Genomic DNA, 15,344 nt, shown 5'->3' on the forward strand with positions numbered 1-15,344 from the left:
CCGACTCTACTATTATGGGAATGTACAGTACAGTGGCAGAGCGGAAAAAGTAGTTTTTTGCCCCGAAAAATCGTACCTTCCTTGGAAATCCTGAAAAACAAAAAATGATGACGAATAAATATTTGCTGCTGCTATTATTGCCATTTTGCATTGGAATCCAGATCATTCAGGCACAAAACAGCATGGTTGCTAAAAACTTGACCTTTAGAACATCTGATTCTGTATTTAGCAAACCTTTTATCGACATTGATGAGTGGCGCGACAAGCCTGTTCGTCACAGGTACATACATGGTGGTTTTGAGAAAACCGAAACCCGATTCTCATTCTATTTTCCTCCAAAGGAACAATATCAGGGTCATTTCTTTCAATATATAACCCCTTTCCCTGATAACGAAAATTTATCGCAGGGCTCTTCCGGAGAAAATGATAAGATCGGTTTCTCAATTGTCAGTGGAGCTTATTTTATTGAAACGAACGGTGGAGGAAAAACTGATTTCTCCAATCCGCGAGCTAATGATCCTACAATCGGAGCTTACCGCGCAAATGCTGCTTCTGCACAGTTTTCTCGGGTTGTTGCCCTAAATATTTATGGCGGTAATCGTCCTTACGGATATTGTTTTGGAGGAACTGGTGGCGCCTATCGAACGGTAGGAGGAATTGAAAATACTAAAGGAGTTTGGGACGGAGCCGTACCTTATGTTTTGGGATCGCCTGTGGCAATTCCAAATGTTTTTACAGTGCGAATGTATGCAATGCGCATTTTGAACGACAAATTTCCACAAATTGTTGATGCCCTTGAGCCGGGAGGTGGTGGAGATATGTATGCCGGATTGAATGAAGAAGAAAAAGCTGCCCTGAAAGAAGTTACGAAGATGGGTTTTCCTCCTAAGGCGTGGTACGGATACAAAAGCATGGGCATCCATGGATTTCTTGTTCTTTATCCGGGAATTGTGATGGCGGACAAGAAATATTTTTCCGAAGATTTTTGGAACAAACCGGGTTATCTGGGTTACGATAACCCAAAATCGTTCGTGGGCTATCGCATTCAAAAAGTTAGTAAGATTAAAGCTATAATTGGGTATCAGGAAGCTGTAAAACTTGGATTAAGCGAAGCTGTGTCGGATGAAGACCGAGGAAGCGCCGACAAAGCCTGGAAGAATACAGGCGACAAAGGCGAAAAGCCTGAAGCTTATTTTTTAGATGATATTATGCCCGATATTCAATTTTTGGGTGGCGACTTGATAATTAAAACCGGCGAAGCCGCTGGTGCTACTCTACAATTAACAAAACTTATGGGTGATAAAGTAGCTTTGGCACCTACAAATCCATTGAGTATTCTTTCAAAAATAAAACCGGGAGACGAAGTGCAGGTAGATAACTCGAATTTCCTCGCTGTACAGACCTACCACCGACATCAAGATCCAGGAAGTCAATATCCGGTATGGAATCAATTCCGTGAGGCGAATGGTAAACCAATCTACCCACAACGCTCTATGTTAATAGGACCAATGTTTACCATGGGTGCGGCAGGTTCAGTACCCACTGGAAAATTTAAAGGTAAGATGATTCTGCTGGGATCGTTATGGGATCGCGAAGCCTATCCTTGGCAGTGCGACTGGTATCGTCAACGAGTTAAAGAAAATCTGGGAAATAACACTGACGATAATTTCCGTCTTTGGTACACCGATCATGCCTTACACGGTGATGCAGCTTCACAACTTGATGATGCAAACCGTGCTGTGAGCTACATTGGTATATTACAACAGGCATTACGTGATTTGAGCGCCTGGGTCGAAAAAGGTATTGCACCTCCAGCTACCACAAACTATAAAATTGAAGATGGTCAGGTTATCGTACCGCCTACAGCCAATGAGCGCAAAGGGATTCAACCCGTTGTGACTTTGAAGGCCAATGGTGGAGTACATGCAGATTTAAAAGCTGGTCAACCTGTTACTTTTACCGCAGTAGTTGAAGTTCCGGAACATACAGGCAAAGTTGTTGCCGCAGACTGGGATTTCGAAGGTAAAGGAACTTATTCAACTTCTGGGAAATTCAAACCAGTTGACAAAACCGGCTCTAATGTAACCTTAAAGGCTACCTATACTTTCACCAAACCTGGAACCTATTTCACTGCGCTAAAGATATCATCAGAGCGACAAGGAGACAAAAAAACTCCATATGCACACATTCAGAATCTTGGACGTGTTAGGGTTGTGGTTAAATAAACAGGGATTTAGGTAATGTATGATTAGATTATTATACATGACCTAATTCGTATTTATCTATAAAGCCATTCCGGATAAATGTAACTGAACCTTTGGTTTCAGGAGATAATAAAAATACCCGGCAAAAAGGATTTGTATATAGCTTTGGCAGACAGATGGTTGCCACAGAGTTGTGGTACTGATGAACCTAAGAAGGAAGTTGAAAGAATCAGAGAGCGATTCAAGTCGCACAAGCCGCACGAAAGAGATTTCACTAAAGTGATTTTGAATGATATGACTGCCGTGAAAAGAAGTGACTGGGATGTCACTTATAACGCTACCTATGTATGGCTCCCGATAACCTGGGAAAATGGTGTTCCTGGGATATATTGGAAAGATGAATGGAAACTTGAAGATTTTAAATAACTATCAATCGTTCGTAAATGAAAAAATCAAAAAATTTAGCAGAATTCTTATTCATGCTAATGATGTGGGTAAGCTCTTCTACAAATGCACAGACCGATAAAATAGAACAATTAATTCAACAATTGACTATTGAAGAAAAAGCATCGCTTTGTGCTGGTGCTGGGATGTGGCACACGCAAAAAATTGATCGACTGGGAATACCTTCTGTTTTTATGACCGATGGCCCTCATGGAATCCGGATTAATGAAGGAACAAACTTTACAGAACCCAGTGTAAAAGCAACTTGTTTCCCAACAGCAGCATTAGCGGCATCAACCTGGAACAGAGATTTACTTTTTAAGCTTGGTCAGGCGTTGGGAGACGAGGCAAATCATTATGGTGTCCAAATACTATTAGGACCTGGTGTAAATATTAAAAGGTCACCCTTGGAAGGTCGAAATTTTGAATACTTTTCGGAAGATCCGATTGTTTCGGGTCAATTGGCTTCGGCCTATATTAATGGCGTGCAATCAAAAGGTGTGGGAACATCGGTCAAGCATTATGCCGCAAATAATCAGGAATTTGAACGAATGCTTATAAGTTCCGAGGTTGATGAAAGAACTCTGCGCGAAATCTATCTAAAAGCTTTTGAAATAATTGTAAAAAAATCCCAGCCGACATCAGTGATGTGTGCCTATAATAAAGTGAACGGCACCTATTGCACGGAAAATAAATGGTTGATAACCGATATTCTGAGAGACGAATTTGGTTTTAATGGATTATGTGTTACCGATTGGGGAGCGGTTAATAACAGGATCGAAGGAATTAAGGCGGGCCTTGATCTGCAAATGCCAGGTGATGGTGGAATGAATGCCTCGAAAATCGTGGAAGCCGTAAAAACCGGATTGCTCGATGAAAAAGAACTCGATAAAATAGTCAGGAGAAACCTTAGCCTGATATTTAAACTATCAGCAAATAAAAGTGGTGTTCAACCTCTTAATGAACAAGCTGACCAACTTTTAGCACGACAAATCGCATCGGAAGGAATGGTGTTGCTAAAAAATGAAAACAATATTCTCCCAATCAACAAAAAAAAGAAGCAGAAGATCGCTGTTGTAGGAACGTTTGCAAAATCACCACGGTTTCAGGGTGCAGGAAGTTCTCTCGTTAATCCGACACGATTGGATAATTTCCTGGATGCAATGAATCAGGTGGAAAACAAGCAGTTCATCATTCAATATACTGATGGATACAACAGATTGGGTGAAACCAACGACAGCCTGCTAAAAGAAGCACTGAAAATAGCAAAAGAATCAGACATAACTATTGTCCTGGCCGGGCTACCAGATAGTTATGAATCAGAAGGTTTTGACAGATTAACCCTGAATATGCCTGAAGGCCACAACAAATTAATTGAAAAAATTGCAGAAGTGACAAGCAAGGTAGTTGTTGTATTGCAGAATGGTTCGCCTGTATCCATGCCCTGGATAAATAAGGTCGATGGTTTGCTTGAAGCTTATTTGGGCGGACAAGCTGGCGGTTCAGCTATTGCTGATGTTTTATTAGGCGAGGTCAATCCTTCAGGAAAATTAGCAGAAACATTCCCCCAAAAATTAAATGATACACCATCATATCTAACCTGGCCAGGCGAAAATCGAAAATCATTGTACAATGAAGGCGTTTTTGTCGGCTATCGGTATTACGATATTAAAGAGATTGAACCATTATTCCCATTTGGATATGGACTTTCATATACCAGATTTGAATATTCAGACTTAAAATTAGACAAAACAGAATTGGCTGACACAGAAAATCTAATCATTCAATGTAAAATTAGAAATGCTGGGAATTGCGATGGTAAAGAGATTGTTCAGTTATATCTCCGCGATATTGAAAGTGGCTTAATCCGACCTGTAAAGGAATTGAAGGGATTTGAGAAAGTTGACTTAAAACCGAGGGAAGAAAAGGTTGTTACATTTGAATTAGAACCGAGAGATTTTCAATATTATAGCACAAAAAATCATTGTTGGAAGGCAGATTCCGGGCAATTTGAAATTTTGGTCGGAAGTTCTTCCCGAGACATTCGTTTATCTCAAAAAGTCAATCTAACAGTGAAGCAAAAGTATTATCAGATCTACGATATTAACTCAACAATTGGTGATTTGGCAGAACATCCTTTTGGGGCAGAGTTTGTTGAAGGAATCAAAAAAATGTCCCAATCAAGAGTAAAATTAGAAGGTTTATCTGGTGTGGAAAAAGAAGCTGCGATTAAACAACAAAAAATGAGTGAAGCATCAATGATGGAGATGCCATTGAAAAAGGTTATTACTTTATCTGGCGGTAGAATTTCTGAAAATATGATCATGGATCTTCTGACTCGAATTAATGAGGATGTGAAGAGTCGGCAAAAATAATTATTAATTTCTCTGCGTTAATGACAACCGGAAATCTTGTACTGAAAATAATCGGTAAGATGAATAAAATTTGGATGGTAATGTATAAGAATATTAAAAAGACTGGAGCTTTATTCTTGTTAGTTTTAATAAGTATCTGGGCTTTTTCTCAAGCAGTTGATTATAAAAACAAAAATCTTTCTCCCGAAGAGCGTACCAAAGATTTGCTTGCACGCATGACCTTAGATGAGAAAATAATGCAACTTCAGTGTATCTGGCAAACAAAATCTACTGTGTTTACGAATGGTGATTTTGATTTGGTCAAAGCCAAAAAAGTATTGAAAAACGGGTTGGGAGAGATAGCCGCTCTCTCCGCATTTTAAACATTATCAAGCAATTGAGACTTTTTTTATGTCTAATTTTTCCTATTTGTTCCATTTTCTTCTGGTTTTTGGTTGCTTCTGCTTGTAAAGTTAAACCGAGAGTTAAACCAGAAAAAGCATGAATGCAACTGTTATAGTGCCATTTGTAGTGCCGTTCACTTCGCATCAAAAAGGAGGCTGTCTCAAAAGGTCGAGACAGCCTCCTTTTATTTGTACACCTATTCGAGATTGAATTCAAATATTCAATTCTCCAGAGGATAAATTGACTTATGATACAACCTCTTTGCTTTTGATAGAATAACAGTATTCCTCTCCGTGTAAATCCGTTCCAATCCGCGTAATCCGTGTTTCCACAAAAATGCGTTTCTTTGTACCCATATAAAATCAGTTTGCCATGAAATTTGATGATTACCGCATATCTTCCGATATTAAGAGAAACCTTGAAGCACTTGGGTTCCGCCGCCCTACTGACATTCAGTACAAAGCCATTACACCGATTCTGAATATTGTATAGCTATTTGCTAAATGAAACAGTTGCTGCCCATTTTTTATTCGGACGGTTACTCATTTCAAAAACCAGTTCGCCACCATCAGCAATGTCGCTGTACGAAAGGAAGCTTGTAGTTACCGGTTTACCGTTCAAACTGACTGATTTGATGTAAATGTTCTGATCCGATAGGTTGTTGGCTTTTACGATCATCGATTTCCCTCCTGAAAGCTGTATTTTTCCTTCGCTAACCGATGGCGCCCCAATGGCATATTCTCCTGAAGCCGGACAAACCGGATAGAATCCGAGTGTCGAGAACACATACCAGGCCGACATTTGTCCGCAGTCGTCGTTACCACACAATCCATCGGGTTTGTTGAGGTACATGGTTGATACAATCTGGTGAATACGTTCCTGTGTTTTCCAGGGTTTTCCGGCCCAATTGTACATATATGCTACGTGGTGACTTGGTTCGTTACCATGAACATAGCAACCCACTAATCCTTCGCGTGTGATATCTTCCGTTTCAGCAAAATATTTGTCGGGCATATACATGGTAAACAACGAATCGACATGCTCGCAAAAACGATTATTGCCACCCATTTTCTGAATCAGTGTCGGAATATCCTGCGGAACATACAACGAATAATTCCACGAGTTTCCTTCGATAAATCCTTCGTTGGCCGTGTGCATCGGATCAAACGGTGATTTCCAGTTACCTTTACTGTCTTTAGCTCCAACAAATCCGGTTCGTTCGTTAAACAGGTTTTTCCAGTTGTTGGCTCTCTTTTCAAATGTAGCGGCAACCTCTTTTTCACCCAGCGAATTGGCCAGTTGGGCTATGGTCCAATCGTCGTAAGCATATTCCAGAGTCATGGATGAACCAACAGCATTTATTTCATACGGAACATAGCCTAAATCCATGTATTCGCCCAGGTTTCCGTAACTCCGGTGAGTTGCCGAAGCCACACAAGCGGCCAGTGCCCGTTTGCCGTCAAATCCGCGGATACCGTTCATCCAGGCATCGGCAATAACCGGAACAGCGTGGTATCCAATCATGCACCAGTTTTCGTTTCCGAAGTGGCTCCAGACCGGAAGCAAATGATGAACGCTTTGATCGTAATGTGCCAGCATTGAATTGATCATATCCGAAGCCCGCTCAGGCTGAATCAAGGTGAACAGCGGGTGCAAGGCACGATAAGTATCCCACAGCGAGAATACCGAATAGTTCACAAATCCTTTGGCCTGATGGATGTTGTGGTCGAGCCCACGGTATTGCCCATCCACGTCCATATATTGAATTGGGTTGATGAACGTATGGTACAGCGAAGTGTAAAATGTGGTTTTCTTCTCCGGAGAGGCTTTTACAATAATCCGGCTTAACTCGCTTTGCCAGTTGGCTTTTGCCTCTGCCCGTACTTTTTCGAAGTTAAAATGAGGTACTTCAGCTTCCAGGTTTTTCAGCGCTCCTTCGGTGCTGACAGCCGAAATAGCAAATTTGATCTTGATTTTTTCGCCATTGGCAGTTGCAAAATCGAAGTGAGCTTTCAACTTTTTCCCGGCCATTTCCGGAAAATTGTGTTCCTGATCAAATTTTCGCCAGAAGCCTTTATAAACAAGGTTTTCTTCGTTTTTGCCTCCGTAGCTTTTAATCGGTTTCGAAAAAACCATGGCAAAATAAAGGTAGTTGGTTCGCGCCCAGCCGCTGGTAATGCGGTATCCGGTAACCAGCGTATCGTTTTCGACACGCAGGTACGACCATAAAACCTTTCCATCGTAATTGTAAATCCCGTGGTTCAGGTCGAGAATAATATGCGCATCGTCGCTCTTCGGGAATGTGTATTGATGAACCCCGACATGCGTGGTTGTTGTCATTTCAGCTTTTACCTTGTAATCGTCGAGCATCACGCTGTAATAGCCAGGTTCGGCTTTTTCGGTCTCGTGGTTGAATCGCGAACGGTAACCACTTTCGGGTTTGTCGGCTGTTCCCGGGTTCAGCTGCACCGGGCCAACCGTTGGCATGACCAAAAAGTCGGATAAGTCTGAATGCCCGGTTCCGCTCAGGTGAGTGTGGGTAAATCCCACGATGGTTTTGTCGCTGTACTGGTATCCGGCGCAGTAACGGTATGCTGTGCCGGTATATTTGCCATTCACAGCGTATGGAATGGTATCGGTATCTGGACTTAACTGAACCATACCGAATGGAATGCATGCTCCAGGAAATACATGTCCCATTTCTTTGGTACCGATTAGTGGATCCACATAACGCGTCAGATCTTCAATATCTTGCTGAGCTTTTATCGATAATGTTCCCAGACAGGAAACCATCAAAAAAGTGATTCTTAAGAAGGGTTTAAAATTCATTAGACTGTTCTTTATTGTTTTTTGGTTAGTAATCCCAAAGGAATTATTTTAATCAACTTTATCCAAATCAATTCAGATTATTCAGTAGGAAATTTGCTTACCGTTTTCTGAAGATATGAATGAATCCTTTTTTCCCTTTTCAGCATGCCGAATTTTAACCTTGACAATTAGTCCTGATTTCAAAATGATAAATCTCTTTTGTAAGGTCGATCAAATAACTTTCTCTGTATAAATCGTTGGTAATCTACCCCTGAAAAAGAATCCGGCAAAAAATGCGTTTCTTTGTACCCGTAACAAATCCATCTGACATGAAATTTGACGATTACCGTATATCTCCTGATATTAAGAGAAACCTTGAAACACTTGGATTTCGACGCCCCACCGACATTCAGTACAAAGCCATTACGCCGATCCTGAAAGGCGACGATGTTTTAGCCATTGCTCAAACCGGCACCGGTAAAACGGCAGCTTTTGCGATTCCCATTATCGACATAGTCCATCAGCAGAAAAGCAGTAGCCGAAGCGAATTCCTTTGTTGTCTGGTCATGGTTCCCACTCGTGAACTGGCTTTGCAAATCACCGAAGTTTTTCAAACAATTGGCAAACATACCTTGGTAAAAACAGCCTGTGTATTTGGAGGAGTTGATCAGGAACCACAAATTTCGAAGCTAAAAAGTGGTATTGACATTTTGGTGGCCACACCCGGACGAATGTTCGATTTGGTTAGCCAGGGACACATCCTGCTCGATAAAATACAGATACTTGTGCTGGATGAGGCCGACCACATGCTGGCGCTTGGATTTATTAAAGACATCAGGCAATTGATTCACTTTTTACCCAAATACCGGCAAACACTTTTCTTTTCGGCAACCATCAATCCTGAAATTAAAGAACTGGCCTACTCGCTGGTTACAAACCCTATCCGGATTGAGATTTCACCCAAAGATCCGGTGGCAAAAAATGTAACTCACTCCGTGGCAATGATCGACATGGACGACAAACGTTTTTTTCTGGAAAGGCTGATCAAAGAACATCCCGAATCGAAAATACTGGTATTTGTGCGAACCAAAGTTCGGGCAGAGCGTGTATTTAAGGCTATGGAACGAGTTGACATTAAAACCGTGACCATTCATGGTGATAAAGAGCAGAAAGACCGCCTGGATGTGATGACTTTATTTAAGTCAGGAGAAGTAAAAGTTTTGATCGCCACTGACGTTAGCGCGCGGGGTATCGACATTCCCGATGTTGATTATGTGATCAATTACGATTTACCTGATGTGGCCGAAAACTACGTTCACCGCGTGGGTCGTACCGGTCGGGGAGTTAAAAAAGGGCTTGCAGTCTCGTTTTGTAGCCCTGAAGAAAAACCAGTGCTGGACGAAATAGAAACTTTTCTGGGGCAAAAAGTTAGTGTTTTAATTATCGACAAGGAAGAATACACCGCGACTGTTGATTTGTCGTTGGATAATCCGAACGACTGGAAAGCCCTGATGCGCGAGGAAGAACAAAAACCAAAATCGAAAAAGAAGAAAAAATAAAGTTAAGCAAGCTGTCAGCTTATTTCAGAAGCACATAACAAGAATTCTACTCCATTTCATTTTCAGAATGAGTCGGACAACCTAATTCTTTCGGAATTTGCAAATTATCAATTCAGCTAAGCCGAATAAAATTGCTAACTTTAGAGAAATAAACACTGTAAGATTCAACGATGAAACGAGCCATGAGGAATAATTCCTCACACCAGAGAATGACTATTCGGGCGAGTTCCATATGGCAATTAAAAAACAAGTTATAGACATATGAAAACAAAAAATCAATTTCTAATCCTTCTTCTTATTTCTGCATTCCTAATCCTGGGAAATAGCTGCACGATGGTTCGTCCGGCATATCACCATCCATCGAGAACTGTGATTATTCGTACCAACCCCAATGGCAAAGTACCACCGGGACATATGAAAAAAATGACCGGAGAAAAGAGCGCCAAGCATTATGCACCGGGACACAAGAAAAAGCACAAGAAAAATAGATAAGTCAAAAGGTCCGGAGCTGAGTCATCCTGACCTTTTGCTGTTTATAAGTATATCCGGAAGAGAGTAAGATGTTAAACTTCATACAAGTATAATCTTAACACCAGCTGATTTCAAAAGCCTACCGGATCGTAAAAACTCCCTTTCAAAATATTTCCCAAAAATATTAACTTTGCCGCACTTTAACTGATAAGGAAATTCAGATTGTATGTCAGCAGATAACCGATATATGGCACGTGGCGTTTCAGCTTCGAAAGAAGACGTGCACAATGCCATCAAAAACATCGACAAAGGCTTGTATCCAAAGGCTTTTTGCAAGATCATCCCCGATATTTTGGGAGGCGACCCTGCTTGGTGCAACATTATGCACGCCGATGGCGCTGGCACCAAATCGTCGTTGGCTTACCTCTACTGGAAAGAAACCGGCGACATTTCGGTATGGAAAGGCATTGCGCAAGATGCCATTATCATGAATCTCGACGATTTGCTTTGCGTGGGCGCAACTGATAACATTTTGTTATCGTCGACCATTGGCCGTAACAAAAACCGGATTCCGGGCGAAGTCATCGCCGCCATCATCAACGGAACCGAAGAGTTGTGCACCGAATTGCGCGAAATGGGTGTCAACATTTACCCTACTGGTGGCGAAACTGCCGATGTGGGCGACGTGGTGCGCACCATCATTGTCGATTCGACAGTCACTTGCCGCATGAAACGCGAAGATGTAATTTCTGCGGATAACATTCAGGCTGGCGATGTAATTGTCGGTTTGGCCTCATTCGGACAGGCTACTTACGAAAAAGAATACAATGGCGGAATGGGCAGCAACGGCCTGACTTCCGCACGTCACGACGTATTTGCCAATTACCTGGCTCAAAAATATCCTGAAAGTTTCGATCCGGAAGTTCCGGCTGATCTCATTTATTCAGGAAACAAAAAACTGACCGAAGCCATTGCTGGAGTTGGTCTGGATGCCGGAAAACTGGTGCTCTCTCCTACCCGCACCTACGCGCCGGTAGTGAAAGATTTACTGGAAGCGCTCCGGAAAAATATTCATGGCATGATTCACTGCTCGGGTGGGGCTCAAACCAAAGTGCTGCATTTTGTCGATAAAGTGCATGTGATTAAAAACAACCTGTTCGATGTTCCGCCGTTGTTTAAAATGATTCAGGAAGAATCGGGAACCAGTTGGCAGGAAATGTACAAGGTTTTCAACATGGGTCACCGTTTCGAGGTTTATCTCGCCCCTGAATTTGCTGCTGAAGTAATCGCTATTTCTGAAAAATACAACATCGAAGCCCGCATCGTTGGGCGCGTTGAGGCCGCTGAAGGCAAAAAACTTACCATCAAGTCGCAGTTTGGCGAATTCGAATATTAGCTACGCCCTGCGGAATACCCAGGCATTGGTTTAATATCTTTATTTCAAAATCTATCATTTTTATCATATGGCAGACTATTCATTAATGGAAAAATACGAATCGATCCGATATCGGTTCGAAGAAGTTGGCTCACAAATTACCGATCCGTCGGTGATGGGCGACATGAAACGCTACGTCAAACTCAATCAGGAATACAAGCGGTTGGAATTACTGACAACAGCATTCAAAGATTACAAATCAACAATCGATAATATCGAATCGGGCAAGCAAATGCTGGCCGAAGAAACCGACGAGGATATCCGCGAAATGGCGCGTGAAGAAGTTGAAGCTTCGGAAGCGTTGATTCCTGAAAAAGAACAAAATATCAAATTGCTGTTGATACCGGCCGATCCGGAAGATGGCAAAAATGCCATTCTCGAAATCCGTGCCGGAACCGGTGGCGACGAAGCCAGTATTTTTGCAGGCGATTTATTCCGCATGTACTCCAAATTCTGCGAACGCCGCGGCTGGCGATTGGAAATCACCAATACAAGCGAAGGTACTTCCGGAGGTTTTAAGGAAATTGTAGCCACTATTACCGGCGAAGGAGTTTATGGCGTGATGAAATACGAATCGGGAGTTCACCGCGTGCAGCGCGTGCCACAAACCGAAACACAGGGTCGTGTGCATACATCAGCAGCTACCGTGGCTGTTTTGCCTGAAGCCGAGGAGTTCGACATTGACTTGCGCGACAGCGACATCCGAAAAGACACCTACTGTTCTTCAGGACCTGGAGGACAGTCGGTAAATACAACTTATTCGGCTATTCGTTTGACTCACATTCCAACCGGAATCGTGGTAACTTGTCAGGATCAAAAATCGCAGATTAAGAACCTTGCAAAAGCGATGATCGAGTTGCGAACCCGTATTTACAACCAGGAACACCAGAAATATCTTGATGCCATTGCTTCGAAACGAAAGACCATGGTTTCAACCGGAGACCGTTCGGCAAAAATCCGCACCTACAACTGGCCACAGGGAAGAATTACTGACCACCGCATCAATCTGACGATTTACAATCTTCAAGCAGTTGTTGGCGGGGACCTGGATGAAATCATCGACAAATTGCAGGTGGAAGAAAACGCAGAACGACTGAAAGAAGCTGAAATTTAATAAGTGAGCAGGTGACTTGAAGTCACCCGCTCACTAAACAAAAATATTATGAACAAGGAACAACTTTTTGAACAGATTAAACTGAAGCGCAGCTTTTTGTGCGTTGGATTAGATACCGATATTCTGAAAATCCCGCGTTTCCTGAACGAAACCAGCGATCCGATTTTTGCTTTCAACAAAGAAATTATCGATGCTACGCAGGATTTGTGCGTTGCCTATAAACCTAACCTCGCTTTTTACGAAAGCCAGGGAGTTGCCGGATGGATCAGCCTTGAGAAAACCGTGAGATACATACGCGAAAAATATCCGGAGCAGTTCATCATTGCAGATGCCAAACGTGGCGATATCGGCAACACCTCGAATTTATATGCCCGTGCATTTTTCGACCACATGGATTTTGATGCGGTAACCGTTGCGCCATACATGGGCGAAGATTCCATTAAACCGTTCATGACTTACCTCGACCGTTGGGTGATTGTTTTGGCGCTGACCTCGAACAAAGGAGCAGCCGATTTTCAATACCTGAAGAATGCTGAAACAGGAGAGCAATTGTTTGAATCTGTGCTGAAAACCTCTCAAACTTGGGGAACTACCGACAATATGATGTATGTAGTTGGCGCCACCAAAGCCGAAAAACTAGAAGAAATACGCGAACTGGTTCCGGATCATTTTCTATTGGTTCCGGGAGTTGGCGCTCAAGGTGGAAGCCTGGAAGAAGTAGCAAAATTTGGCATGAACGACATGTGCGGGTTGTTGGTCAACTCGTCGCGCCAGATTATTTATGCTTCGGATGGCGAAGACTTTGCCGAAAAAGCCCGCAACGAAGCCATCAATGTTCAGCTTGAAATGGAAGAATTGCTGTTGGAAGCAGATTTGATGTAAAATACCCGCATCAAGTCATCCTGAACGTTCGACTGAGCTCACGTCAAAGGCTTATTTCAGGATCACAACATATTAACGACAGACCCCGAAATAAATTCGGGGTGACAGGTTTCAAATAAAAAAACTCCGGAAAGCCTTCTGAAAAGAAGATTTTCCGGAGTTTTTGTTTTATATTTAGTATTATTTTCATCATAACGCAACCCTTTCACAACTACCCTCATCTAACAACAAAAAACTGCAATGAAGAGGAACCTTCTAATTGTTTGTATTTGCGCAATACTTGTGTCTATCACAGCGACGTCCTTTGCACAAAAGTTATCTTTCGGAGAATATACCGGCATCAACTTCTCCAACCTTCACGGAAATCTGACTACAAATAAATGGGTATCGAAACCAGGATCATCCGCCGGATTCTTCGTTGAATACAATCTGGGAAAATTATTCTCAGTACAGTCAGAAATTGGCTTTATAAGCCAGTATTACGAGATGAAATCGTATAACCAGCAAAATTATTATCCGGTTGCTTATCCCATGGATTACATGTTATATGGTTATTCCAACTCATGGTATCCGGTGTATGAACCTTCCAAATGGGATTTTTCCTTTTTACGCGTCCCATTGTTAGTCAAATATAAAACGCCCACCCGATTGCAGTTGGCAATCGGTGGCGGTTTGTACTATTCGATTTTATTGAATGACGACCTAACCAACGCTGAAAGGGATGCAGCAGAAAAGGAAGATCGAAGAATTTATCCGCCAACGCACGACTGGGGTTATTTGTTTGCAGCCGATCTTTCCTATCCAATTACCAATGATATCCGACTTTTTGTCTCAAGCAGATTGGCAACAGGGCAAAAGGTTTTTATCGAAAGTTTGAAGGGCAAAAATGGAAGCAGTGAACTTGGCTTTGGAATAAAATACACTCCAAAAAGCAAAAAGGAAGGCTTCCAGAAGGTTGAAACAAACATTCCGGATAGCTCAAAAACAAAGTGCTACATCAGGCCAGTTGCGGGTATTTTATTGGGATGGAATTCTTCTTCAACAAAACCAGGTAATTATTCTACCAACATAGGTTCCACCACCGGATTAGCTTTCGACTATCGGCTTAACAATACAGTATTACTTCAAACCGGAATACTTTTCGAGCGGAAAGGTTACGCTCTTGCTGACAGCAGCCTCTATTATCACCGATTTGCTTCTGACAGCAAATACAAAAGGAATAGCATTGATTCAAAGATCGACCTAGATTATCTGACTATTCCTTTAAATATCAAATTCTCATTCGGTAATCCGTTTACGTTCTATTTTGACTTTGGCGTATACACCGGATTTAAAGTCAATGCGTTATGCCATGGAACAGCGATCAGGAAATACATAAGTTCGTCAAGTTATACTATTGAGAAGATAAACATCAACGATGCAGTTGAAGGCTATTATAAAGATGTTGACTTTGGGTACCAAACTGGCTTGGGATTTCAGTTTCCATTCAGAAAGAATTTGAAATTTGATCTCGGAATCGTCTATTCGGGTAGCTTCTCTCCAATCATAAAAGATCCGGAAGAAAATACAACTCCATACGCAAACGACGACCGTTCGATAAAGAATGGAACAATCGCTCTACAGTTTGGATTACAAATACCCATTACCCACTAACCGCCTAATCTGAAT

11 protein-coding genes are annotated in these 15,344 nt (G+C 42.1%); 10 read left to right on the top strand and 1 reads right to left on the bottom strand.

Features of this window, described 5'->3' with window-relative positions:
- Nucleotides 1-104: 104 nt before the first annotated feature.
- The 4 genes from AQPE_RS07060 (at nt 105) to AQPE_RS07075 (ending at nt 5,385) form a co-directional block, all read left to right on the top strand.
- Complete coding sequence (locus tag AQPE_RS07060) at nt 105-2,225, top strand: PKD domain-containing protein (RefSeq protein WP_318350354.1); 2,121 nt, start codon at nt 105-107, stop codon at nt 2,223-2,225.
- Nucleotides 2,226-2,369: 144 nt separating this feature from the next.
- On the top strand, nt 2,370-2,630 hold the full coding sequence (locus AQPE_RS07065) for a hypothetical protein (protein ID WP_318350355.1): 261 nt from the start codon (nt 2,370-2,372) through the stop codon (nt 2,628-2,630).
- A 17-nt stretch (nt 2,631-2,647) separates the two neighbouring features.
- On the top strand, nt 2,648-5,023 hold the full coding sequence (locus AQPE_RS07070) for a beta-glucosidase (RefSeq protein ID WP_318350356.1): 2,376 nt from the start codon (nt 2,648-2,650) through the stop codon (nt 5,021-5,023).
- Nucleotides 5,024-5,103: 80 nt separating this feature from the next.
- Nucleotides 5,104-5,385: a hypothetical protein gene (locus tag AQPE_RS07075; RefSeq protein WP_318350357.1), complete on the top strand. Its 282-nt coding sequence runs from the start codon at nt 5,104-5,106 to the stop codon at nt 5,383-5,385.
- A gap of 514 nt (nt 5,386-5,899) precedes the next feature.
- On the opposite strand, the gene AQPE_RS07080 is transcribed toward AQPE_RS07075, so the two are convergent.
- Nucleotides 5,900-8,236 carry a GH92 family glycosyl hydrolase gene (locus tag AQPE_RS07080; RefSeq protein ID WP_318350358.1) on the bottom strand — a complete coding sequence of 779 codons (2,337 nt, stop codon included), beginning with the start codon at nt 8,234-8,236 and terminating at the stop codon, nt 5,900-5,902.
- A gap of 308 nt (nt 8,237-8,544) precedes the next feature.
- Between AQPE_RS07080 and AQPE_RS07085 the strand changes: the two genes are divergently transcribed.
- The 6 genes from AQPE_RS07085 (at nt 8,545) to AQPE_RS07110 (ending at nt 15,329) form a co-directional block, all read left to right on the top strand.
- A complete protein-coding gene (locus tag AQPE_RS07085) occupies nt 8,545-9,774 on the top strand; it encodes a DEAD/DEAH box helicase (RefSeq protein WP_318350359.1) in 1,230 nt (409 codons plus the stop codon).
- A 261-nt stretch (nt 9,775-10,035) separates the two neighbouring features.
- Nucleotides 10,036-10,266, top strand: a complete 231-nt coding sequence (locus AQPE_RS07090; RefSeq protein WP_318350360.1) for a hypothetical protein — start codon at nt 10,036-10,038, stop codon at nt 10,264-10,266.
- Nucleotides 10,267-10,471: 205 nt separating this feature from the next.
- Complete coding sequence (locus tag AQPE_RS07095) at nt 10,472-11,641, top strand: AIR synthase related protein (RefSeq protein WP_318350361.1); 1,170 nt, start codon at nt 10,472-10,474, stop codon at nt 11,639-11,641.
- Between the two features lie 67 nt (nt 11,642-11,708).
- Complete coding sequence (prfA, locus tag AQPE_RS07100) at nt 11,709-12,794, top strand: peptide chain release factor 1 (protein ID WP_318350362.1); 1,086 nt, start codon at nt 11,709-11,711, stop codon at nt 12,792-12,794.
- Between the two features lie 48 nt (nt 12,795-12,842).
- Entirely contained in the window at nt 12,843-13,676 is an 834-nt protein-coding gene (gene pyrF / locus AQPE_RS07105) for an orotidine-5'-phosphate decarboxylase (RefSeq protein WP_318350363.1), read from the top strand.
- A 240-nt stretch (nt 13,677-13,916) separates the two neighbouring features.
- Nucleotides 13,917-15,329: an outer membrane beta-barrel protein gene (locus AQPE_RS07110; RefSeq protein ID WP_318350364.1), complete on the top strand. Its 1,413-nt coding sequence runs from the start codon at nt 13,917-13,919 to the stop codon at nt 15,327-15,329.
- Nucleotides 15,330-15,344: the final 15 nt, after the last annotated feature.

Origin of the sequence: Aquipluma nitroreducens (assembly GCF_009689585.1) — a bacterium.
GTDB classification, from domain to species: Bacteria; Bacteroidota; Bacteroidia; order Bacteroidales; family Prolixibacteraceae; genus Aquipluma; species Aquipluma nitroreducens.